The sequence below is a fragment of the Selenomonas bovis DSM 23594 genome (assembly GCF_000381005.1).
In the GTDB taxonomy this organism is placed as follows: domain Bacteria; phylum Bacillota; class Negativicutes; order Selenomonadales; family Selenomonadaceae; genus Selenomonas_C; species Selenomonas_C bovis.
This window is the reverse complement of record NZ_KB908380.1, coordinates 184,482-204,806: the sequence shown is the minus strand read 5'-3', so window position 1 is coordinate 204,806 and position 20,325 is coordinate 184,482. Positions and strand designations below refer to the sequence as shown.

Genomic DNA, 20,325 nt, shown 5'->3' with positions numbered 1-20,325 from the left:
TTTACATAGTAAACTCAACGCACAAACGTCCACTTTGTGGACATTGTGCGCCCGTCCTTGCAGTAAATCCAACCAATCGCGCTGCGCCTGCGGCTTGCGCTCTTGGGGATTTACATAGTAAAAAGCAGGCATAACAAAATCGGCGGACGAAGCCCGTCTCGATCGCGGTTATGCCTGCTTTGCAGTAACATTCCTTGTATCTGTGCCAAGGATATCATTTTTTAGCTGTTTTGTCAATAATAAATTTTCAGATAATACAAACGTAATTTTTGTATTATTGATTATAGGCTTTTAGTATAGCATAATGTTATTGTAATAATAAATCGGCATAGGAGGGCTTTTTCATGAGTATTCGCATTGGTATTCTGGGATATGGCAATCTGGGCCGCAGCGTGGAGTGCGCCGTGCGGGAGCATGAGGATATGGAGCTTGTGGCGGTCTTTACGCGCCGCGATCCGGCATCGGTCAAGATCTGGTCGCAGGATGTACCGGTTGTCAGCGTCAAGGATGTTGCAGCCTGGCAGGACAAGATCGACGTCATGATTCTCTGCGGCGGCAGTGCGACGGATCTGCCAAAGCAGACGCCGGAATACGTGAAGTATTTCAATGTCATTGACAGCTTTGATACGCATGCGCGCATCCCGGAGCATTCGCTGACGTGGATAAGGCGGCCAAGGAAAGCGGCCATCTGGGGATCATCTCGGTGGGCTGGGATCCGGGCCTGTTCTCTCTGGCACGTGTCTACAACAATGCGATTCTGCCGGATGGCAAGGATTATACGTTCTGGGGCAAAGGCGTCAGCCAGGGTCACAGTGATGCCATCCGCCGCATCAAGGGCGTCAAGGATGCCAAGCAGTACACGGTCCCAGTTGAGAGTGCTCTTGCGGCTGTGCGCTCCGGCTCGAATCCGGAACTCACGACGCGTCAGAAGCACACGCGTGAATGCTTTGTGGTCCTCGAAGAGGGTGCCGATGCGTCTATGGGGGAGTGTGCGTTAGAAGCTCATGAGGCGCGGGCAACGGTGCTTTCCTCCGTGCCGTGCAGCTTGAGCGCGATTTCGAAGAAATGGCTCATCGTCGTTGCGTCCAGATCGTCGTTGCCCTGGACATAGCGGAGGATGGCCCTGCGGCAGCGCTGCAGGGCGTTGTCGACAGATTTCACGTTGCGTCCCACGCGCTGGGCGATGAGCTCGTAGCTCTCACCGTAGAGACGGGAGAGGAAGACATCGTAGTCGTACGGCGTGAAGATGTGCTCGAAGAGCAGGCGGCAACGTTCGTAATCCTCGTAGGTGATGAGTTCCTGCATGGGGGTGCGGAGCTTGTCGTCGACGAGCGTATCGAGCCAGCTCGCGCGCTCGTTGTCCTCGTAAATCGTGACGTCGAGAGAAAGCGCTTGGCTTAGGATCCTGTGCTTACAGCGGTGCGCGGCTTTAATGGCCGAGATGCACTGGCAGCGGATGCAGCGCACGGCAAAGGAAGTAAAGCTCGCGCCGCAGGATGGTTGGAAATCCCGCAGGGCCTTGAAGAGACCGATGCGTCCTTCCTGGAGCAGGTCGTCGCGCTCCTGCCCGTCGATATAGAATGTGCGGCAGGTAGCGAAGACCAACCCCTCGAAGTGGAGGATCAACTGAGAGCCGAGCGTGCTGTCACCTGTTCGCTGATATATGGAAATTGCTTCTGCAACACTATTCTCTGCCATTTGAGATCGGAGCCCCTTTATTTAAATGCAATCATTTCTTAACCATTTTCCTTATTATAACATAACAGAAAGATGGATAATATGGATAATTGTTGTATAAACTATGTAAAAATGTGACATGCAACAGAATGGGAAAATATTATGAGCTAAAAGACCCAAGATAATTAGTGCCTATACGCTTATTTCACAAGCGATATTTAATTCAATGGGCAATAAGTCTATTTTAGATTAAATAGATATGATGATATAACGCGATGAGAGGAGCGACGCAGATGCAGGAATACAGCTATGAGGGTGGAGAGAGCAGTCTGGAACTCATGCCGACGAGCATCGGTCAGGAGGATTGCAGGCCGGGGCATTCCTTCGGCCCTGGAGAGCGGAATACCTATTTGATTCACTATGTACTGCGCGGTTGCGGTATTTTCTGCGTGGGCGGCAGGAAGTATCATGTGGGGACAGGGGAGGCATTCCTCATCTGTCCGCGAGAACTCGTCTATTACGAGGCGGACGCAAAGACGCCGTGGTCGTATATGTGGATTGGCTTTTCTGGTTTCAAGGCGGCGGAATGCATCGGCGAGACCATCCTGCCGGAACGGCGCGTCTTCCGATATAGTGACGAGGAACTTTGCCATTGTCAGCAGCGCATGCTCGAGGCGCTCCAAGTGGATACGGGACGCGAGCTGATGATGGCGAGCGTGCTGTACGAGTATCTGTATCTCCTGCTGCGTCACTACGGGCGTTCGACGCGGCGCGAGAATGTGATCCGCTACGGCAACCACTATGTGAAGAAAATCAAGGACTATATCGCCTCCAGCTATGCAGAGGGGATACAAATCAGCGATATAGCGGCGTACTTGCAAGTAGACCGCAGTTATCTCTTCCGCCTATTCAAGGAGGAGACAGGAAAATCTCTCCAGGAGTATCTCATTGAGTTTCGTCTGAGGAAAGCCTGTGAACTGCTGCGGACGACGTCGTATTCCATCGGTGCCGTGGCTTGTTCCGTTGGCTATGCGGATCCTCTTTATTTCACGCGTCTGTTCCATAAGCGCGTCGGCATGTCGCCGACGGCGTACCGTTGCGGGCGGAAGACGGTACGCGAATAGTTTGGGCGGTGTAACATCTGTTACGGCACTGGCGGCTCCAGCATGGTAAGATGAGGTCATAGATAACGAAGCGAGTTTTTGGAGAGCTTGGAAGGAGAGGTTACGATGGAAAACGCTATGTTTTGTTTTCAGTGCCAGGAGACGGCGGGCTGCAAGGGCTGCACGCGCGTCGGTGTCTGCGGGAAGAAGCCAGAAGTCGCCGGCATGCAGGATCTGCTCATCTACGTGACGAAAGGTCTTTCCGCTGTGACGACGCGTCTGCGCGCCGAGGGAAAAGAGATTTCTGCGGAGGTCAACCACCTCGTCGTGCAGAATCTCTTCGTCACGATCACGAATGCGAACTTTGACCGCGAGGCCATCGCGGCGCGCGTCGCGGAGACGCTCGCGGTGAAGGAGCGTCTGCTCGGCGAGCTCCTCGACCGCTCGGGGCTGCCGGAGGCAGCTCTCTGGCAGGACAAGGAGGAGGCGTTCGAGGCGAAGGCGCAGTCGTCCGCGGTCGGTGTGCTCGCGACGGAGAACGAGGACATCCGCAGCCTGCGCGAGCTCATCACGTATGGGCTCAAGGGCCTCGCGGCGTACCTGCATCACGCGAACATGCTCGGTGAGGAGCGCGCGGACATCGACGCGTTCCTGCAGCGCGCGCTCGCGCGCCTGCTCGATGACACGGCGACGGCGGATGATCTCACAGCGCTTACGCTCGAGACGGGCAAGTGGGGCGTCGAGGGCATGGCCGCGCTCGACAAGGCGAATACGGGGCACTACGGCAATCCGGAGATCACGAAGGTGACGCTCGGCGTGCGCAAGAACCCGGCCATCCTCATCTCCGGCCACGATCTGCACGACCTCGAGATGCTGCTCGAGCAGACGCAGGGCACGGGCGTCGATGTCTACACGCACGGCGAGATGCTGCCTGCGCACTACTATCCGGCGTTCAAGAAGTACGAGAACTTCGTCGGCAACTACGGCAACGCCTGGTGGAAGCAGAAAGAGGAGTTCGAGGCGTTCGGCGGCCCCGTGTTGCTCACGACGAACTGCCTCGTGCCGCCGAAGGAGAGCTATCGGGAGCGCATCTTCACGACGGGTGCTGTCGGCTATCCCGGCTGCCCGCACATCGAGACGCGCGCAGACGGTACGAAGGACTTCACGCCGCTCATCGAGCTTGCGAAGAAGTGCCCCGCGCCGCAGGAACTCGAGCAGGGAGAGATCGTCGGCGGCTTCGCGCACGAACAGGTCTTCGCGCTCGCGGATAAGGTCGTCGATGCCGTGAAGAGCGGCGCCATCAAGAAGTTCGTCGTCATGGCGGGCTGCGACGGACGTCAGAAGAGCCGCGAGTACTACGCGGAGTTCGCGAAGGCGCTGCCGAAGGATACGGTCATCCTCACGGCGGGCTGCGCGAAGTATAAATACATCAAGCTCGGTCTCGGCGACATCGGCGGCATTCCGCGCGTGCTCGACGCCGGACAGTGCAACGACTCGTACAGCCTCGCGCTCATCGCGCTCAAGCTCAAGGAGGTATTCGGCCTCTCGGATGTCAACGAGCTGCCGATTGCCTACAACATCGCCTGGTATGAGCAGAAGGCCGTCATCGTCCTGCTCGCGCTGCTCCATCTCGGCGTGAAGAACATCCACCTCGGCCCGACGCTGCCGGCGTTCCTCTCGCCGAACGTCGCGAAAGTGCTTGTCGAGAACTTCGGCATCGGCGGCATCACGACGGTCGAGGAGGATCTGAAGACGCTGATCGGCTGAGCGCCTGCGTCAGGCAGAGCCCTTTCATAAGAAATCCCATAGAAAACAGGGGGCGCAAAGTGCAAAACACTTTGCGCCCCCTGTTTTTGTTGTGCGAAGATAGATGCAGAGGGACAGCTGGCTGGCGCGCAGGCTGTGGCATCAGCTCCGCACACAGCAAGATAGCGCCGCAGCCTATTGCGGCTGTACTGAGATGGCGCCAACAGGACAATCGAGGGCGGCGTCCATGACATCGTCGAAATCCTGGGGGGAGACGTAGCCGCCCTGCGCGCGGTGCTGCGCCGTGAGGGAAAAGATCTGCGGACAGACATCGACGCACATGCCGCAACCGACGCAGCGCGCTTCCTCCACAGTGACACGCATCATGGAGTCTCCTCGTGCGCCGCTTCCGTGTGGTCTTGTACGATCAGTGCGAGGCGATGCGCTTCCTTGCCTGTCTCCACGAGGTTGCAGGCGTGCGCGGCGACCATATTGCCGTCCTCTCCGACAAGTTCACAGGCGAGATATTCCTGCCCTGCAGGCGATAGGGAGGGCAGGGGACAGCTGCGGCAGGGCAGGCTCCGACCATGCAGGAGCTTGTAGCAGGGCGTATCCAGGGCGATTCCTGTGTCAGCCGGGCGCATGGTGCGCCCGACATAGACGGGAATCATCGTTTCCTTGTCGACGACATAGATGAGCCCTGGCAGGTGATCGAGGATGTCGTGCAGGATGCGCAGATTCTTGCGCAGGTGCTTGGAGGTGTCGGATGGGAGCAGAATGTTGCCGAGCAGCACGGAAAAGACGTTGAGACTGCGGATGAGCTCGGGCGTGATGCGCATGGGACGCGTGCTCTCGACGCCGATGCAGCCTGTGGTAGCCTCTCCCTGTGTGATGAGGGAATAGGCATAGGCACCGAGGTGGCAGTTGGGGAGCGGCGTGTCCTCATGTGCCTGTTTGGCCGTGTCTTCGCAGATGGCCATGACGCCGTAGGCCGTCGGCTTTGCATGCCGGAGAATCAGCGTACGTCGCCTGGTGAGGCAATCCGGTGTGACATTCTTGAGCAGAGCGCCATTGGGGCCGAACCATTCATAGGCATCCTGGTAGGCACCCGTCTCGAGGTCGCAGCGCGCGATGACGATGCGGTCGAAGTTGTAGAGGCGTCCGAGCAGGCCGAGTGCGTAGTCGATGGTCGCCTCGGCGCTGTTGGTTTCATAGAAGATCTGCAGGATGAATTCCGCCATATTGTCCTGGAAGGCTTTCATCTGCAGGTCGAGGGTGCTTTCGGGATCGCGCTGGCTTTTGATCTGCGGGGCCTGGTAGATCTTGTTTTCGTAGATGCGGAATTGATTTTTCCCGCGGCTCTTCGCCTCGTAGAGCGCGCGGTCGGCATGCTTGAAAAGCTCGCGGTAGGTGAGTCCGTGGTCGGGGTAGAGGGCGATGCCCATGCTGATGGAGAACGGGAGGCGTCGCCCTTCCGCGCAGTAGTCATGATGCATGGCCTCGATGAGATCGGCGCAATGACGGCGGACGCCGTCGAGATTTGCGGTATGCGGTAGGAGGACGACGAACTCATCGCCGCCGATGCGCCCTTTGATGTCTGAGTGGCGGAAATGATGCTTGATGGTATGGCCCATCTTCGCGAGGACACCATCGCCGAACAAGTGTCCGAAATTATCATTGATGGCCTTGAAGCCGTCGGCATCGAGGAGCAGCATCATGGCGGCGTCGTGCTCGGGTGAGAGCATGGAGAGACTTGCCTCTATATGGCGGATGGCGGCGTCCTTCGTGAGGAGGCCGGTGAGACTGTCGAAATCGGCCCGTTGCTGCAGGCGATGCAGCCAGAGCTTCTGCGCCTGGATGCTGTGCAGATTCCCGAACGCGACCATGGGGCGCGTGCCCTGGAAGTATGTCAGCAGGTGCACCTCCGCCCAGAGGTATTTGTTCTTGTGATGGCGGATGCGCAGTTTGCAGCTCGTCTTGCGGATGGAGTCGCTTGTCGGCGTGTGCTCCTGGAAGAGGATATGCAGGTAGGTGTGCAGGAGGGGCCGGTCATCTGGGTGCAACAGTTCCTGTGTCCAAAGCATCGTGGAGGCTTGGTGGACTTCCTGTGGGAGGTCACGGAACTTCCGCGGTACGGGGAGTTGGAGCGTCACGGTATCGCTGGTGAGATCCCAGCGGAAATAGAGATGCTGGTCGAGACTGTTGAGTTTATGAAAAATGTTCTCCGTGAACGTGGAGGGGATTGCAATGTGAGCGTCATCCATGGGAGAATCCTTTCTGGGTCAAAGGGCTAGGCACAGGAGCTGCTGAAGCGTCCGGTGTGCCGCGTTGCGCTGGAAAGACTTTTTCTTGCATCAGCTGGTTTTGTTGTCAGTCTTTTTGTCCCGTCGGGACAAAGGGAGAATAAACTATCCTCATTATTATACAAGGTTTGGAATGAATTATCTACTAGAAATCAAGAAATCCTTTCGTATCTGCGCGGCGAAAGAATCATTTGTTCGTGCGCTGCGATGAGGGATGCGACCTGTGTTTTCGATGGCGGCCAGAAGGCTGGCTGCTGAGGGGGAGATGTCAAAAGCCCCGGCCAGGATATGTTTCCATGTCCTGGCCGGGGCTTTCATGGGCCGGAGGCAATATTGCATCCACGCAGATCTGGAACATTTCTTTGGTCAGCGGTCCCGTTAGGCTCACTGTACCACCCAGGAGACGAAATAGAGCACGAGCGGGATCGTCACGCAGGCGATGCCGATGAAGTCGATGTAGACGCCCGTGTGGATCATCTTCGTGATGGGGATGTAGCCGGAGGCGTACACGATGGCGTTCGGCGGCGTAGATACCGGGAGCATGAAGCCGAGCGATGCGGAGAGCGCGATGGCGACAGCCACGGGAATCGGGCTGAGGCCGGAGGAGATGGCGACCGTGATGGCCAGCGGGCCGATCATGTTCGTCGCAGCGGTATGGCTCGTGAGCTCGGAGAGCAGCAGGGCCATGACGGAGAACACCGCGACCATGACAACCTGGCTGGGCTCACCGCCCGTCGCGAGGACGATGCGGTCGCCGATCCAGTTCGAGAGGCCTGTCTTGTACATCATGCCGCCCATAGCCAGGCCGCCGCCGAAGAGGATCAGTGTGCCCCACTCGATGCCGTGGACAGCCTCCTCCCAGCGCAGCGTGAACTGGCGCCGCGAGAAATTGACCGGCAGCAGGAAGAGCAGCAGCGCGCCGGCCATGGCCGCAATCGCCTCGGGGAAGAGCAGGTTGTACATGCGCAGCTCGGGCGCCGTGCTGCCGAGCGCGATCGAGAGGAAGCCAGGCGTGATCCAGAGCGCAACGGAGACGATGAAGCAGAGGAGCGTATTCTTCTGGGCGCGGCTCCAGCCGCCGAGCTCGGCGAGTTTTTGCTGGATGAAGCGCTCCGCGCCCTCGATGCGCGCGACGTCAGCGGGGAACATGTGGCTGAGGACGAGATAGGCAATCACGAAGTAGAGCGCCATGGCGATGAAGCCCCAGGTCATCCACTGGAAGAACGAAATGTGGATATCGCACATCGTGCCGAGGAAGCCGAGCATGATGAGGTTCGGCGGCGTACCGATCGGCGTGAGCACACCGCCGATGGAGCACGAGTAGGCTGTCATGAGCATGAGTCCGGTCGCGTATTTGTACTCGTGCAGGTCGATTTCGCGCCCGTTCGCCGCGAACATCTCCTTGATCGAGGTGAGGAGCCCCAGGCAGATGGGAAACATCATGGCTGCCGTGGCCGTGTTGCTGACCCAGCCGGAGCAGAGCGCCGCCGCAAGGCCGACTGCGAGGAAGATGCGCTTCGGACTTGAGCCGACCCATTTGCGTGAGAGCAGCCAGTAGGCGAAGCGTTTGTCGAGGCCGTGCTTCATCATGGCGGTCGCGAGGATGAAGCCGCCCATGAAAAGGAAGATCATGGGATTGGCGAAAGCCGCGAAAGCCACGCTGACCTTTACGACGCCGGTGACGACGGCGAGCGTCGGTCCGATCAGCGAGGTGACGGGGATCGGCACGGGCTCCGTGATCCACCAGATGGCGACGAGCACCATGATGGCCAGCAGTTTGTGCGCCTCGACGGTCAGCCCGGAGAACGGTGTCACGAACGTGAGCACGGCGAGCAGCGGGCCGCCATAGAGGCCGATCGTGCGCCGCTTGCGGTCAAAGGCCTGTTCCGCCTTCTTGACCGCCAGAGCTTCCTTGTTCATTTTATCCACGGTAAATCCCTCCCTCTTGATGTATGATTCCCCTCTCCGGCGAGCGCCCAAACGGACGACCCTCCGACATATCCCAGAGCTGCCGCTGGCTGGATGGTGTCGCAGGCAGTCGGCAGCTTTGATATCTCCATGATAAAGAACTTCCTATCGACTTTCAATAGATATCAAGAAGAATAATGATTCAATTTAGTTATAATTTGTTGTAAATAATAATAAACAATAATACGAGGTGATGCAAAGGCTGACGCTTCTGCGCGTTTCTGCCCTTGCGCAAAGCAGGAATTCAAGATAAGATGGAAGCAAGACGCGGGCGGCTGCCTGTGCGGGACTGTATGAAAGCCAGGAGAACGGAGAAGGAGAAGAAGAATCTATGAGTATCTACGAATATCAGACCAAGGGCACCTGCTCGAAGAAGATCACGGTGGAGCTCGACGGCAAGACCATCCGGCACGTTGCGTTCGAGGGCGGCTGCAACGGCAACCTCAAGGGCATCGCGCAGCTCGTCGAGGGCATGGATATCGATTTCGTCATTGGGCGCTGCAAGGGCAATACCTGCGGCCCGCGCTCGACATCCTGCCCTGACCAGCTCGCGCATGCGCTCGAGGAGGCGTATGCCGCCGAGCAGGCGGGAAAATGAGCCGCGGGGAGGCAGCACTATGATATTCGACAGCCACAGTCATACGCGGTTCTCCGCGGACTCTGAGATGGAGGCGCGCGCCGCGCTGCGCGCCTCAGAGGCGCTCGGCATAGGACTTGTATTCACGGAACATCTCGACGTGGATTTTCCGGGCGAGAATGACTTTACGTTCGATCCCGCCGCCTACTGGGAGACGTATGCGCCGCTGCGCGGCGAGCGCCTGCGCCTCGGCGTCGAGGTCGGCATGACGCCGGAGACATGCGCGGCGAGCCGCGCGTTCGTCGCGCGTGCGCCCTTCGACCTCGTCATCGGCTCGATTCATGTGCTGGACGGGCAGGATCTCTACTATCCGGCCTACTATGAGGCGCATGCAAAGGAGGAGGCCTATACCGCCTATTTCGCGCAGATGGCCGCGTGTCTGAAGACACATGATTTCATTGACGTGCTCGGCCATATCGACTACATCGCGCGCTACGCGGCCTACGCGAACCCGGAGCTCTCCTACGGCGCGTTCCAGGAGGCCATCGACGCCGTGCTGCGGGCGGCGGTCGAGACAGACACCGTGCTCGAGCTCAACACGCGGCGCCTCGGCGAGCGCCGCGCCGTCAAGGAGCTCGTGCCCATCTACACGCGCTACCGCGAGCTCGGCGGCCGCTATGTGACGCTCGGATCGGACGCACATGCGGCAGATGCCATCGGCGCGCATTTCGCCGCGGCCGAGGAGCTCGCCGCGGCCACGCGTCTCCGCATCGTGACCTTCAAGGAGCGACGCGTGGAACTGCTGTAAGGAAGCACCGGACGTATCGGTAACTTCCTAAAACAGGGCGGCGCTTGCAATGGGCGGGGAAACACGCTACAATAAAGATAGTATTTTCCATCTGGAAAGGCAAAGGGGGATTACAAGTGAAGCACATTCAGACGGTCAACAAGCCGACGATGCAGAAATCGCTCAAGACGGGCGGCTGCGGCGAGTGCCAGGCATCCTGCCAGTCCGCGTGCAAGACGAGCTGCACGGTTGGCAATCAGGTTTGCGAGAAGTAAGAGATCTTGCGGTGGAGGCTGCCGCGTCCGTGCGGGCGCGGCAGCCTTTTGATGACTTTATCATAACGTGGGGGCTATGCGATTCCTTGCCTCGCCTTGGCGCCCGGCGGTGCCTTTCCATGGCGCAGCCGGGGGCGGCCCGTTCCTCCTGGGGAGAGACGGTGCGCTGCGAACGGCGCGGCTGCGGTCCCCTAGAGGAGAACGAATGAAAGCGAAAATCCATAAATTCGAGCAGAACGGCACCTACATCCTGCTCGATGTCAACAGCGGTGCCGTCCATGTCATCGACAAGATGATCTACGATCTCATGGACACGTTCACGGGAGAAAACGATGAGGAGACCATCTGCGCCTGGGCGCACGCGTACCCCGAGGCGGACATCCGCGAGGCGCTTGGCGAGCTCCATGAGCTCATGGCGCGCGAGGAGCTCTTCGCGCCGGACATCGACGTCCCGCCGACGTTCCGCCAGCACGGCCTCGTCAAGTCGCTCTGCCTCATGGTCGCGCAGGACTGCAATCTGCGCTGCAAGTATTGCTTCGGCGACGGCGGCAGCTACGGCCAGGAACGCGCGGTCATGACGCCCGAGGTCGGGCGTGCGGCCATCGACTTCCTCATCGAGAAGAGCGGCCCGCGCAAGCACTGCGAGGTCGACTTCTTCGGTGGCGAGCCGCTCATGAACATGAAGACGGTCAAGGCGGTCACGGCCTACGCGCGGCAGAAGGAGCAGGAGACAGGCAAGAAATTCAAGCTCACGCTCACGACGAACGGCATGCTGCTCAACGACGAGAACATCGCGTGGCTCAATGAGAACGATTTCTCCCTCGTGCTCTCGCTCGACGGGCGCAAGGAGGTCAATGACGCTATGCGCCCCGATGTCGGCGGGCACGGCACGTACGATCGCATCGTGGAGCATTTCCGCCGCTGCATTGAGAGTCGCAAGGGCGGCAGCTACGACTACCGCGGCGTCTACACATATCTGCGCGGCACCTATACGCACAACAACCTCGATTTTACGAATGACGTGCTCTCCATGCATGACGCCGGTTTCGACATCCTCTCGCTCGAGCCGGTCGTCCTGAAGGACAGCCCCTACGCCATCACCGAGGAGGATCTGCCGCGCGTCTACGCGGAGTACGACCGGCTCGTCGACGCCTACATGGAGCGCCGCCGCGCGGGGCACGGGTTCTGGTTCTTCCACTTCAACATGGATCTTTCAAACGGCCCTTGCGTCGCGAAGCGCCTTTCGGGCTGCGGCGCAGGCCATGAGTATTTCGCCGTCGCGGAAAACGGCGATCTCTATCCCTGCCATCAGTTCGTCGGCCGCGAGGGCTATCGCCTCGGCTCGCTCCGCGAGGGCGTCACGCGCCCCGAACTCTCGCAATACTTCCGCGAGAGCCACGTGCTCAACAAGGAGAAATGCCGTGATTGCTGGGCGAGGTTCTTCTGCTCAGGCGGCTGTCATGCGAATGCCGACCTCTTCCACGGCGATATCCGCGAGCCGTACGAGATCGGCTGCGCCATCCAGAAGAAACGTCTTGAGTGCGCGATTCTCGTGCAGTCGCTGCTCGCACTCGAAAACAATAAGAAAGAACAAGATGCATAAATAGCATTTATAATAGAAACCGCGCAAGGCCGAAAATCACCGGTATGCGCGGTTCTTTTTCGTCCGGAAACTGGCTGATGTAATTGCTGATGTTTATGATAAATACGTTGACAATCCGTGTCAGAATATTGTATGATTAGACATGTAAGAGCTTTGCTGGAGAAAAGCCGCAAAGCACTGCTGTGTAGTTTCGGCAGAGCGGTTCCGCGCTGCCCGAAATATCCGGTCTGAGAGCCGGGAACTTCTATATTCTTTAGGGGGTATTTTTCAAATGGCAGTAAAAGTTGCTATCAATGGTTTTGGTCGTATCGGCCGTCTCGCTTTCCGCCAGATGTTCGATGCTGAGGGTTATGAAGTCGTCGCGATCAACGACCTCACGAGCCCGAAGATGCTCGCTTACCTGCTGAAGTACGATTCTTCTCAGGGCAAGTACGAGTATGCAGACACGGTTGAGGCTGGCGAGGACAGCATCACGGTCAAGGGCAAGACGATCAAGATCTATGCCGAGAAAGATGCAAAGAACATCCCCTGGGCGAAGCATGATGTAGATGTCGTTCTCGAGTGCACGGGCTTCTACACGTCCAAGGAGAAGGCTTCCGCACATCTCGAAGCTGGCGCTAAGAAAGTCGTCATCTCCGCTCCGGCAGGCAAAGACCTCCCGACGATCGTGTTCAACACGAACCACAAGTCCATCCCGGCTGGCACGAAGATCATCTCCGCTGCTTCCTGCACGACGAACTGCCTCGCTCCGATGGCAAAGGCTCTGAATGACCTCGCTCCGATCCAGAGCGGCATCATGCAGACGATCCATGCGTTCACGGGCGACCAGATGACGCTCGATGGCCCGCAGCGCAAGGGCAACCTCCGCCGCAGCCGCGCAGCTTCCGAGAACATCGTTCCGACGTCCTCCGGTGCTGCAAAGGCCATCGGCCTCGTCCTTCCGGAACTCGATGGCAAGCTCATCGGTGCTGCACAGCGCGTTCCGACCCCGACGGGCTCCACGACGCTCCTCTACGCTGTCGTCAAGGGCAACGTCACGGTTGACCAGGTCAACGCTCAGATGAAGAAGGAGTCCACGGAGTCCTTCGGTTACAACACGGACGACATCGTCTCCAAGGATGTCGTCGGCATGCGCTACGGCTCCCTCTTCGATGCAACGCAGACGATGGTCAGCCCGATGGCGGATGGCAATACGCTCGTTCAGGTCGTTTCCTGGTACGACAACGAGAACAGCTACACGAGCCAGATGGTTCGCACGATCAAGTACTTCGCTGAGGAAGTCAAGTAATCTCTGATCGACAGCTGAATCAAGACTAAGATCTCTAGAGGTCCGGCCGAAGTTTGGGCCGGACCTCTAATCTTTTATGGGGAGACCGTCTGCGCCGACATGGAGCACGCCGGATCATCCCCCGCGGGGCGCCACCCCGCCTGTATGGCGGCACCGCTCCGGTCATAAAGTTTCCTATGGAGGCGTAATACAGAATGGACAAAAAAACCATCAAAGATGTAGACGTCAACGGCAAGAAGGTCTTCGTTCGCGTAGACTACAACGTCCCGTTCGATGCAGAACAGAACATCACGAACGACACGCGCATGGTGCGCACGCTGCCGACGCTCAACTACCTGCTCGACCACGGTGCGGCGCTCGTGCTCGCCTGCCACATCGGCCGTCCGACGGAGGCGCGTGAGCCGCAGTTCTCGACGAAGCACCTCGTCAAGCACCTCTCCGAGCTGCTGGGCCGCGATGTCAAGTGGGCGTCCGACTGCGTCGGCGCTGAGGCAGACGCAGCGAAGGCCGCGCTGAAGCCGGGCGATGTCCTGCTCCTCGAGAACCTCCGCTATCACAAGGAAGAGAAGAAGAACGACCCCGAGTTCGCAAAGCAGCTCGCTTCTGGCTGCGACCTCGCGGTCGATGACGCGTTCGGCGTCTCCCATCGCGCGCATGCCTCGAACGCAGGCGTGCCGAAGTACCTCGAGACGGTTGCCGGTTTCCTCATGGAGAAGGAGATCAACTACATCGGCAAGACGCTCGAGAATCCGCAGCGTCCGTTCGTCGCCATCATCGGCGGCGCGAAGGTCTCCGACAAGATCGGCGTCATCAGCAACATGATCGACAAGGTCGACACCATCATCATCGGCGGTGGCATGGCGCATACGTTCGACGCAGCAAAGGGCCTGCCCATCGGCGACAGCCTCTGCGAGCCGGACAAGTACGACCTCGCGCGCGAGCTCCTCAAGAAGGCCGCTGACAAGGGCGTCAAGGTCGTCCTGCCGGTCGATCTCAAGGTCTCCAATATGTTCCCGGCTGACAAGCGCTACGCGACGGAAGGCCAGACGAAGATCGTCGATGTCGACAAGGTCGAGGCTGGCTGGGATGCTCTGGACTCCGGCCCGAAGACGAGCGAGGAGTACACGAAGGCACTCGCCGGTGCTAAGACGGTCATCTGGAACGGTCCGATGGGCGTGTTTGAGTATGACGATTTCGCACAGGGCACGCTCGCAGTCGCCAAGGCTGTGGCCAAGGCAACGGAGGAGGGCGCTACCTCCATCGTCGGCGGCGGCGACTCCGTGGCAGCGCTCAAGAAGACGGGCCTTACGGACAAGATTTCCCATGTTTCCACTGGCGGCGGCGCAACGCTCGAGTTCCTCGAGGGCAAAGAGATGCCGGGCATCGCGGCGCTCGCTGACAAATAAGACACGCTACTCTATCGGCGTGCAGGCAGATCTGCAAGGGTGCAGAAGGGAAGGCGGCAGAATCTCTGCCGCCGGAACTTCTGTCTAGGGAACTGAGGCAGAGCGGCTGCCGCTTCCGGATGGCTGGGAGCGGCAGCGCCGAGCCTCTCGTATATGAAGGAAATTCAGGAGGAAAAAGAAATGGCAAGAACACCGATCATCGCTGGCAACTGGAAAATGAACAACACGATTGCCGAGGGCACGAAGCTCGTCAAAGAGCTCGCACCGCTCGTCAAGGACGCAAGCGTCACGGTCGTTGTCTGCCCGACGGCGACGGCGCTCGCAGCTGTCGCGGATGCTGTCAAGGGCACGAACATCCACGTCGGCGCGCAGAACGTTCATTGGGAAGATCACGGCGCGTTCACGGGCGAGATTTCCTGCCCGATGCTCAATGAGATCGGCGTCGACTACTGCGTGCTCGGTCACAGCGAGCGCCGCGGCTATTTCGGCGAGACGGACGAGGGTGTCAACAAGCGCGCGCATGCTGCGTTCAAGGCTGGCATCACGCCGATCATCTGCTGCGGCGAGTCCCTTGAGCAGCGCGAAGCAGGCGAGTATCTCGACTTCGTTGCCGGCCAGGTCAAGGCTGCGCTCGACGGCTTCTCCGCTGAGGAGGCTGGCAAACTCGTCATCGCCTACGAGCCGATCTGGGCTATCGGCACGGGCAAGACGGCATCCTTCGAGCAGGCTGAGGAAGTCTGCGCGCACATCCGCAAGACGGTTGCCGAGAAGTTCAACCAGGCGGCTGCGGACAGCATCCGCATCCAGTACGGCGGCAGCGTGAAGCCCGCAACGATCAAAGACCTCATGAAGCAGCCGAACGTCGACGGCGCGCTCGTCGGCGGTGCCTCCCTCAAGGCGAAGGACTTCAGCGAGATCGTCAACTACTAATTCGCTATTCAGAAGGAGTAGTCAAAGCATGGCAAAACTCAAAAATGCACCGGTCGCACTCATCATCATGGATGGCTGCGGTCTCGGCGGCAAACTCGATGAGAGCAACGCGGTGGAGAAAGCGAAGACTCCGGTCCTCGACGGCCTCCTCGCAAACTATAACTCCAGTCACCTCCAGGCATCCGGCGAGTTCGTCGGCCTGCCGGACGGCCAGATGGGCAACTCCGAGGTCGGCCACACGAACATCGGCGCGGGCCGCCTCGTCTACCAGCAGCTCACGCGCATCACGCGCGACATCAAGAACGGCGATTTCTTCAAGAACGAGGCGCTCGTCTCCATCATGAAGGATGCCAAGGAAAAGGGCGGCGCGGTTCATCTCATGGGCCTCGTCTCCCCGGGCGGCGTGCACAGCCACCAGGGTCACCTCTACGCGTTGCTCGAGATGGCGAAGCAGCAGGGCGTCTCCGAGGTCTACGTCCACGCGTTCCTCGACGGCCGCGATGTGCCGCCGCAGAGCGCGCAGCCGTACCTCGAGGAGCTCGAGGCGAAGTGCAAGGAGATCGGCGTCGGCACGATCGCGACGGTTAGCGGCCGCTACTACGCTATGGACCGTGACCATCGCTGGGATCGTGAGCAGAAGGCCTACGAGGCCATCGCGCACGCCGAGGGCGTCGCAGCGGACAGCCCGGTCGCGGGCCTCAAGGCGAGCTACGCGAGCGGCGTCAACGATGAGTTCGTCGTTCCGTTCGTCGTCAAGGGCTACCGCGGCATGAAGAACGGTGACGGCGCAATCTTCTTCAACTTCCGCCCCGACCGCGCGCGTCAGCTCACGCATGCGTTCGTCGATGAGACGTTCGACGGCTTTGAGCGCGACGAGAGCCTCAAGATCCCGTTCGCGACGTTCTCTCAGTACGAGGACGGCATGAACGCGAAGGTCGCGTTCCCGCCGGAGTCCATCGCAAAGACGCTCGGCGAGGTCATCCAGGACAACGGCATGACGCAGCTGCGCATCGCGGAGACGGAGAAGTACGCTCACGTCACGTTCTTCTTCAACGGCGGCGTCGAGGAGCCGTACAAGGGCGAGGATCGCATCCTCGTGCCGAGCCCGAAGGTTGCGACCTACGATCTCCAGCCGGAGATGAGCGCCGTCGAGGTCACGGACAAGGTCTGCGAGGCCATCCGTTCCGGCAAATACGACTTCATCATCCTCAACTACGCGAACTGCGACATGGTCGGTCACACGGGCGTGTTCCCGGCAGTCGTCAAGGCCGTCGAGACGGTCGACAGTTGCGTGGGCCGCTTTGTCGCGGCCATCAAGGAAGTCGGCGGCGAGGTCTGCATCACGGCGGATCACGGCAACGCGGACAAGATGATGGACTACGTCAACAACCAGCCGTTCACGAAGCATACGACGAACGCCGTTCCCTTCATCGTCGTCTCGGACCGCGTGAAATCCGTCAAGGACGGCGCGCTCTCTGACATCGCGCCGACGCTCCTCACGCTCGCCGGCGTCGACATCCCGGAGGAAATGACGGGCAAGAACCTCGTCGAGCTTTGAGGTTCGGATTTGCGTAACGCCCGGTAGGGTCGAAGCTCTGTATTCTATTAGTAAAGAGAGGAATATGAACAATGATTGCTTATTCACAGAAAGTGGAAGACATGGCATGTGTAGCGCAGGAAGTTCATCATGGCGCTGCTCCCATTCCTGAAGAAGGCAAATGGGTCAAATCCAAGAACGTTCAGGACATCAGCGGCCTCACGCACGGTGTCGGCTGGTGCGCTCCGCAGCAGGGTGCCTGCAAGCTGACGCTCAACGTCAAGGACGGCATCATCCAGGAAGCCCTCGTCGAGACGATCGGCTGCTCTGGCATGACGCACTCCGCGGCGATGGCGGCTGAGATCCTCCCGGGTCTCACGGTGCTCGAGGCGCTCAACACCGACCTCGTCTGCGATGCCATCAACACGGCGATGCGTGAGCTCTTCCTCCAGATTGCTTACGGCCGCAGCCAGACGGCGTTCTCCGATGACGGTCTGCCCATCGGCGCTGGCCTCGATGACCTCGGCAAGGGCCTCCGCAGCCAGGTCGGCACGCTCTACGGTACGCTCAAGAAGGGCCCGCGTTACCTCGAACTCGCAGAAGGCTACGTCACGAAACTCGCGCTCGATGAAGAGAACCGCATTGTTGGTTACGAAGTCGTGCAGGTCGGCAAAGTCCTCGAGGCTGTCCGTCAGGGCAAGGATGCCAACGAGGCGATCAAGGCGAACACGAGCACGAAGGGCCGTTTCGCCGATGGTGTCAAGTTCATCGACCCGCGCGAAGAGTAAGAAGCCTCTCACGAGATATTGGTACGCATATCGAAAGGAATGAATAGAATGTCATTATTCGAAGGCTATGAGCGCCGTATTGACAAAATCAACGAAGTCTGCAAACAGTATGGGATTGCTTCCATCGAGGACGCAAAGACGATTTGCGCCGACAAGGGCATCAACCCGTATCAGATCGTAGAGGATCTCCAGCCGATCGCGTTCGAGAATGCGAAGTGGGCTTACACGCTCGGTGCTGCCATCGCCATCAAGAAGAACGTCAAGTCCGCAGTCGAGGCCGCAAAGGCCATCGGCGAGGGCCTCCAGGCTTTCTGCGTGCCGGGCTCCGTTGCTGACCACCGCAAGGTCGGCCTCGGCCACGGCAACCTCGGTGCGATGCTCCTCTCTGAGGAGGCCGGCTGCTTCTGCTTCCTCGCTGGCCACGAGTCCTTCGCGGCTGCTGAGGGCGCCATCGGCATCGCCAAGACGGCGAACAAGGTGCGCAAGAACAAACTGCGCGTCATCCTCAACGGTCTTGGCAAGGATGCTGCGCAGATCATCAGCCGCATCAACGGCTTCACCTATGTCGTGACGGAATACGACTACAAGGCCAACAAGGTCAACGTCGTCGACAAGATCGTCTACGGCAAGGATCCCGAGCGTTCCCAGGTCAAGTGCTACGGCGCTGACTCCGTGCAGGAAGGCGTTGCCATCATGCACATGGAGGACGTCGATATCTCCATCACGGGCAACTCCACGAACCCGACGCGCTTCCAGCATCCTGTCGCTGGCTGCTACAAGAAGGAGTGCATCGAGAAGGGCAAGAAGTATTTCTCTGTTGCTTCCGGCGGCGGCACGGGCCGTACGCTCCATCCGGACAACATGGCCGCAGGCCCTGCTTCCTACGGCATGACGGACACGATGGGCCGCATGCACAGCGATGCGCAGTTCGCAGGCTCCTCCTCCGTGCCGGCACACGTTGACATGATGGGCCTCATCGGCGCTGGCAACAACCCGATGGTCGGCATGACGGTCGCCGTCGCGGTTGCCGTGCAGGAAGCCATGAATAAATAATCTGGCATCAAGGAAACGCGTGTTTCCATCAGAAGGGACTGCCGCAGCTTTGCGGCGTCCCTTCTTTTTTTACATCACAGCGGCAGTCTGGATTGAAGGTGTCTGCCACCTCGCGCCATCGCAGCGTCAGTTGAGGGACAGATAAGAAGAAAATCAAGATGAAATAATGTGTAATTACCTGGTATTTCCCTTGAATTTTATTCTGTTTCTTGTTATACTGATTGTGTTGGGAATCGGAAACAATTCTGATAATTTGCGTTCAAGGGGGTTATCTTCTATGAAAAAGCTCATCAACGAGGTCGAAAATGTCGAACAGGAAATGATCCAGGGACTCGTCAAATCTCGTCCGGAGAAGCTTGAGAAACTCGAGGCCGGCAACATCGTCGTCCGCAAGACACGCAAACAGGGGAAGGTCGCGCTCGTCTCAGGCGGCGGCAGCGGCCATGAGCCCGCGCACGGCGGCTACGTCGGCGAGGGCATGCTCGACGCGGCGGTCGCGGGGCCGGTATTCACCTCGCCGACGCCGGATCAGGTCTATGAGGGCATCAAGGCAGTCGCGACCGACGCCGGCGTCCTCTGCGTCGTCAAGAACTACACGGGCGATGTGCTGAACTTCGAGATGGCCGTCGATATGGCGAAGGATGAGGACATCAAGGCGGACTACGTCGTCGTCAACGACGATGTCGCCGTGAAGGACAGCCTCTACACGACGGGCCGCCGCGGCGTGGCGGGCACGATCCTCGTGCACAAGATTGCGGGCGCGAAGGCTGAGGAGGGCGCGTCGCTCGAGGAGGTCAAGAGCGTCGCCGAGAAGGTCATCGCGAACGTGCGCACGATGGGCATGGCGATCCAGCCCTGCACGGTACCGGCAGCGGGCAAGCCGGGATTCGAGCTCGGGGAGGACGAGATGGAGATCGGCATCGGCATCCACGGTGAGCCGGGAACGCACCGCGAGAAGCTAGCCAAGGCGAACGACATCGCTAAGCACCTCCTCGACAAGATCCTCGCGGACATCGACTACGCGGGCAAGGAAGTCGTCGTCATCGTCAATGGCATGGGCGGCACGCCGCTCATGGAGCTCTACATCATCAACAACTTCGTGCAGGACTACCTGAAGGAGAAGGGCATCAAGGTCTACGATACGATGGTCGGCAACTACATGACGTCCATCGAGATGGCGGGCTTTTCGCTCACGCTGCTGCGCCTCGACGATGAGCTCAAGAAGCTCTACGACGCACCGGCGGACACGGCGGCCATCCATAAGTAACATAGCAAAGATACGGG

17 protein-coding genes and 1 pseudogene are annotated in these 20,325 nt (G+C 59.2%); 14 read left to right on the top strand and 4 right to left on the bottom strand.

What is annotated here, in order from left to right:
- Positions 1 to 344 precede the first annotated feature (344 nt).
- Positions 345 to 997, top strand: a pseudogene (locus tag F599_RS14605) (diaminopimelate dehydrogenase); the annotation flags it as partial.
- 5 nt (positions 998 to 1,002) lie between these two features.
- Here F599_RS14605 and F599_RS13440 read toward each other — a convergent pair.
- Complete coding sequence (locus F599_RS13440; protein WP_081626305.1) at positions 1,003 to 1,698, bottom strand: sigma-70 family RNA polymerase sigma factor; 696 nt, start codon at positions 1,696 to 1,698, stop codon at positions 1,003 to 1,005.
- A 272-nt stretch (positions 1,699 to 1,970) separates the two neighbouring features.
- On the opposite strand from F599_RS13440, the gene F599_RS0102625 reads away from it, so the two are divergent.
- Both F599_RS0102625 and hcp read left to right on the top strand, forming a co-directional pair.
- Positions 1,971 to 2,801 carry an AraC family transcriptional regulator gene (locus F599_RS0102625; protein ID WP_019541978.1) on the top strand — a complete coding sequence of 277 codons (831 nt, stop codon included), beginning with the start codon at positions 1,971 to 1,973 and terminating at the stop codon, positions 2,799 to 2,801.
- A gap of 105 nt (positions 2,802 to 2,906) precedes the next feature.
- The gene (gene hcp, locus F599_RS0102620) at positions 2,907 to 4,547 is read left to right on the top strand and encodes a hydroxylamine reductase (protein WP_019541977.1); all 1,641 of its coding nucleotides are present in this window, start codon (positions 2,907 to 2,909) and stop codon (positions 4,545 to 4,547) included.
- A 174-nt stretch (positions 4,548 to 4,721) separates the two neighbouring features.
- On the opposite strand, the gene F599_RS0102615 is transcribed toward hcp, so the two are convergent.
- The 3 genes from F599_RS0102615 to F599_RS0102605 form a co-directional block, all read right to left on the bottom strand.
- Positions 4,722 to 4,913, bottom strand: coding sequence for a ferredoxin (locus F599_RS0102615; protein WP_081626303.1), 192 nt, complete (start codon positions 4,911 to 4,913; stop codon positions 4,722 to 4,724).
- The gene (locus F599_RS0102610; protein ID WP_019541975.1) at positions 4,910 to 6,790 is read right to left on the bottom strand and encodes a GGDEF domain-containing protein; all 1,881 of its coding nucleotides are present in this window, start codon (positions 6,788 to 6,790) and stop codon (positions 4,910 to 4,912) included. The genes F599_RS0102615 and F599_RS0102610 overlap by 4 nt, the downstream gene beginning before the upstream one ends.
- A 423-nt stretch (positions 6,791 to 7,213) precedes the next feature.
- Positions 7,214 to 8,749 (bottom strand): SLC13 family permease, encoded by a 1,536-nt coding sequence (locus F599_RS0102605; protein WP_020700464.1) that lies wholly within the window; start codon positions 8,747 to 8,749, stop codon positions 7,214 to 7,216.
- A 379-nt stretch (positions 8,750 to 9,128) separates the two neighbouring features.
- Here F599_RS0102605 and F599_RS0102600 point away from each other — a divergent pair, with 379 nt between their 5' ends.
- The 11 genes from F599_RS0102600 (at position 9,129) to dhaK (ending at position 20,308) form a co-directional block, all read left to right on the top strand.
- Positions 9,129 to 9,395 carry a TIGR03905 family TSCPD domain-containing protein gene (locus F599_RS0102600; RefSeq protein ID WP_019541973.1) on the top strand — a complete coding sequence of 89 codons (267 nt, stop codon included), beginning with the start codon at positions 9,129 to 9,131 and terminating at the stop codon, positions 9,393 to 9,395.
- A gap of 19 nt (positions 9,396 to 9,414) precedes the next feature.
- On the top strand, positions 9,415 to 10,182 hold the full coding sequence (locus F599_RS0102595; RefSeq protein ID WP_019541972.1) for a histidinol-phosphatase HisJ family protein: 768 nt from the start codon (positions 9,415 to 9,417) through the stop codon (positions 10,180 to 10,182).
- A 116-nt stretch (positions 10,183 to 10,298) separates the two neighbouring features.
- Complete coding sequence (scfA, locus tag F599_RS15050; RefSeq protein ID WP_019541971.1) at positions 10,299 to 10,436, top strand: six-cysteine ranthipeptide SCIFF; 138 nt, start codon at positions 10,299 to 10,301, stop codon at positions 10,434 to 10,436.
- A gap of 205 nt (positions 10,437 to 10,641) precedes the next feature.
- Positions 10,642 to 12,039, top strand: a complete 1,398-nt coding sequence (scfB, locus tag F599_RS0102585; protein WP_019541970.1) for a thioether cross-link-forming SCIFF peptide maturase — start codon at positions 10,642 to 10,644, stop codon at positions 12,037 to 12,039.
- A 271-nt stretch (positions 12,040 to 12,310) separates the two neighbouring features.
- Positions 12,311 to 13,327 (top strand): type I glyceraldehyde-3-phosphate dehydrogenase, encoded by a 1,017-nt coding sequence (gene gap, locus F599_RS0102580; RefSeq protein WP_019541969.1) that lies wholly within the window; start codon positions 12,311 to 12,313, stop codon positions 13,325 to 13,327.
- 194 nt (positions 13,328 to 13,521) lie between these two features.
- Positions 13,522 to 14,733 (top strand): phosphoglycerate kinase, encoded by a 1,212-nt coding sequence (locus F599_RS0102575; RefSeq protein WP_019541968.1) that lies wholly within the window; start codon positions 13,522 to 13,524, stop codon positions 14,731 to 14,733.
- A 180-nt stretch (positions 14,734 to 14,913) separates the two neighbouring features.
- On the top strand, positions 14,914 to 15,663 hold the full coding sequence (gene tpiA / locus F599_RS0102570) for a triose-phosphate isomerase (RefSeq protein ID WP_019541967.1): 750 nt from the start codon (positions 14,914 to 14,916) through the stop codon (positions 15,661 to 15,663).
- A 28-nt stretch (positions 15,664 to 15,691) separates the two neighbouring features.
- Positions 15,692 to 17,221, top strand: a complete 1,530-nt coding sequence (gene gpmI, locus F599_RS0102565; protein ID WP_019541966.1) for a 2,3-bisphosphoglycerate-independent phosphoglycerate mutase — start codon at positions 15,692 to 15,694, stop codon at positions 17,219 to 17,221.
- Between the two features lie 71 nt (positions 17,222 to 17,292).
- A complete protein-coding gene (locus tag F599_RS0102560; RefSeq protein ID WP_019541965.1) occupies positions 17,293 to 17,988 on the top strand; it encodes an iron-sulfur cluster assembly scaffold protein in 696 nt (231 codons plus the stop codon).
- A 48-nt stretch (positions 17,989 to 18,036) separates the two neighbouring features.
- The gene (locus tag F599_RS0102555; protein WP_019541964.1) at positions 18,037 to 19,041 is read left to right on the top strand and encodes a GGGtGRT protein; all 1,005 of its coding nucleotides are present in this window, start codon (positions 18,037 to 18,039) and stop codon (positions 19,039 to 19,041) included.
- A gap of 277 nt (positions 19,042 to 19,318) precedes the next feature.
- Positions 19,319 to 20,308, top strand: a complete 990-nt coding sequence (gene dhaK / locus F599_RS0102550; protein WP_019541963.1) for a dihydroxyacetone kinase subunit DhaK — start codon at positions 19,319 to 19,321, stop codon at positions 20,306 to 20,308.
- Positions 20,309 to 20,325: the final 17 nt, after the last annotated feature.

What these genes read in the sequence shown, in the direction of transcription:
- F599_RS13440 (WP_081626305.1), bottom strand. Translation starts at nt 1,698, where the DNA reads ATGGCAGAGAATAGTGTTGCAGAAGCAATTTCCATATATCAGCGAACA.
- F599_RS0102625 (WP_019541978.1), top strand. Translation starts at nt 1,971, where the DNA reads ATGCAGGAATACAGCTATGAGGGTGGAGAGAGCAGTCTGGAACTCATG.
- hcp (WP_019541977.1), top strand. Translation starts at nt 2,907, where the DNA reads ATGGAAAACGCTATGTTTTGTTTTCAGTGCCAGGAGACGGCGGGCTGC.
- F599_RS0102615 (WP_081626303.1), bottom strand. Translation starts at nt 4,913, where the DNA reads ATGATGCGTGTCACTGTGGAGGAAGCGCGCTGCGTCGGTTGCGGCATG.
- F599_RS0102610 (WP_019541975.1), bottom strand. Translation starts at nt 6,790, where the DNA reads ATGGATGACGCTCACATTGCAATCCCCTCCACGTTCACGGAGAACATT.
- F599_RS0102605 (WP_020700464.1), bottom strand. Translation starts at nt 8,749, where the DNA reads ATGAACAAGGAAGCTCTGGCGGTCAAGAAGGCGGAACAGGCCTTTGAC.
- F599_RS0102600 (WP_019541973.1), top strand. Translation starts at nt 9,129, where the DNA reads ATGAGTATCTACGAATATCAGACCAAGGGCACCTGCTCGAAGAAGATC.
- F599_RS0102595 (WP_019541972.1), top strand. Translation starts at nt 9,415, where the DNA reads ATGATATTCGACAGCCACAGTCATACGCGGTTCTCCGCGGACTCTGAG.
- scfB (WP_019541970.1), top strand. Translation starts at nt 10,642, where the DNA reads ATGAAAGCGAAAATCCATAAATTCGAGCAGAACGGCACCTACATCCTG.
- gap (WP_019541969.1), top strand. Translation starts at nt 12,311, where the DNA reads ATGGCAGTAAAAGTTGCTATCAATGGTTTTGGTCGTATCGGCCGTCTC.
- F599_RS0102575 (WP_019541968.1), top strand. Translation starts at nt 13,522, where the DNA reads ATGGACAAAAAAACCATCAAAGATGTAGACGTCAACGGCAAGAAGGTC.
- tpiA (WP_019541967.1), top strand. Translation starts at nt 14,914, where the DNA reads ATGGCAAGAACACCGATCATCGCTGGCAACTGGAAAATGAACAACACG.
- gpmI (WP_019541966.1), top strand. Translation starts at nt 15,692, where the DNA reads ATGGCAAAACTCAAAAATGCACCGGTCGCACTCATCATCATGGATGGC.
- F599_RS0102560 (WP_019541965.1), top strand. Translation starts at nt 17,293, where the DNA reads ATGATTGCTTATTCACAGAAAGTGGAAGACATGGCATGTGTAGCGCAG.
- F599_RS0102555 (WP_019541964.1), top strand. Translation starts at nt 18,037, where the DNA reads ATGTCATTATTCGAAGGCTATGAGCGCCGTATTGACAAAATCAACGAA.
- dhaK (WP_019541963.1), top strand. Translation starts at nt 19,319, where the DNA reads ATGAAAAAGCTCATCAACGAGGTCGAAAATGTCGAACAGGAAATGATC.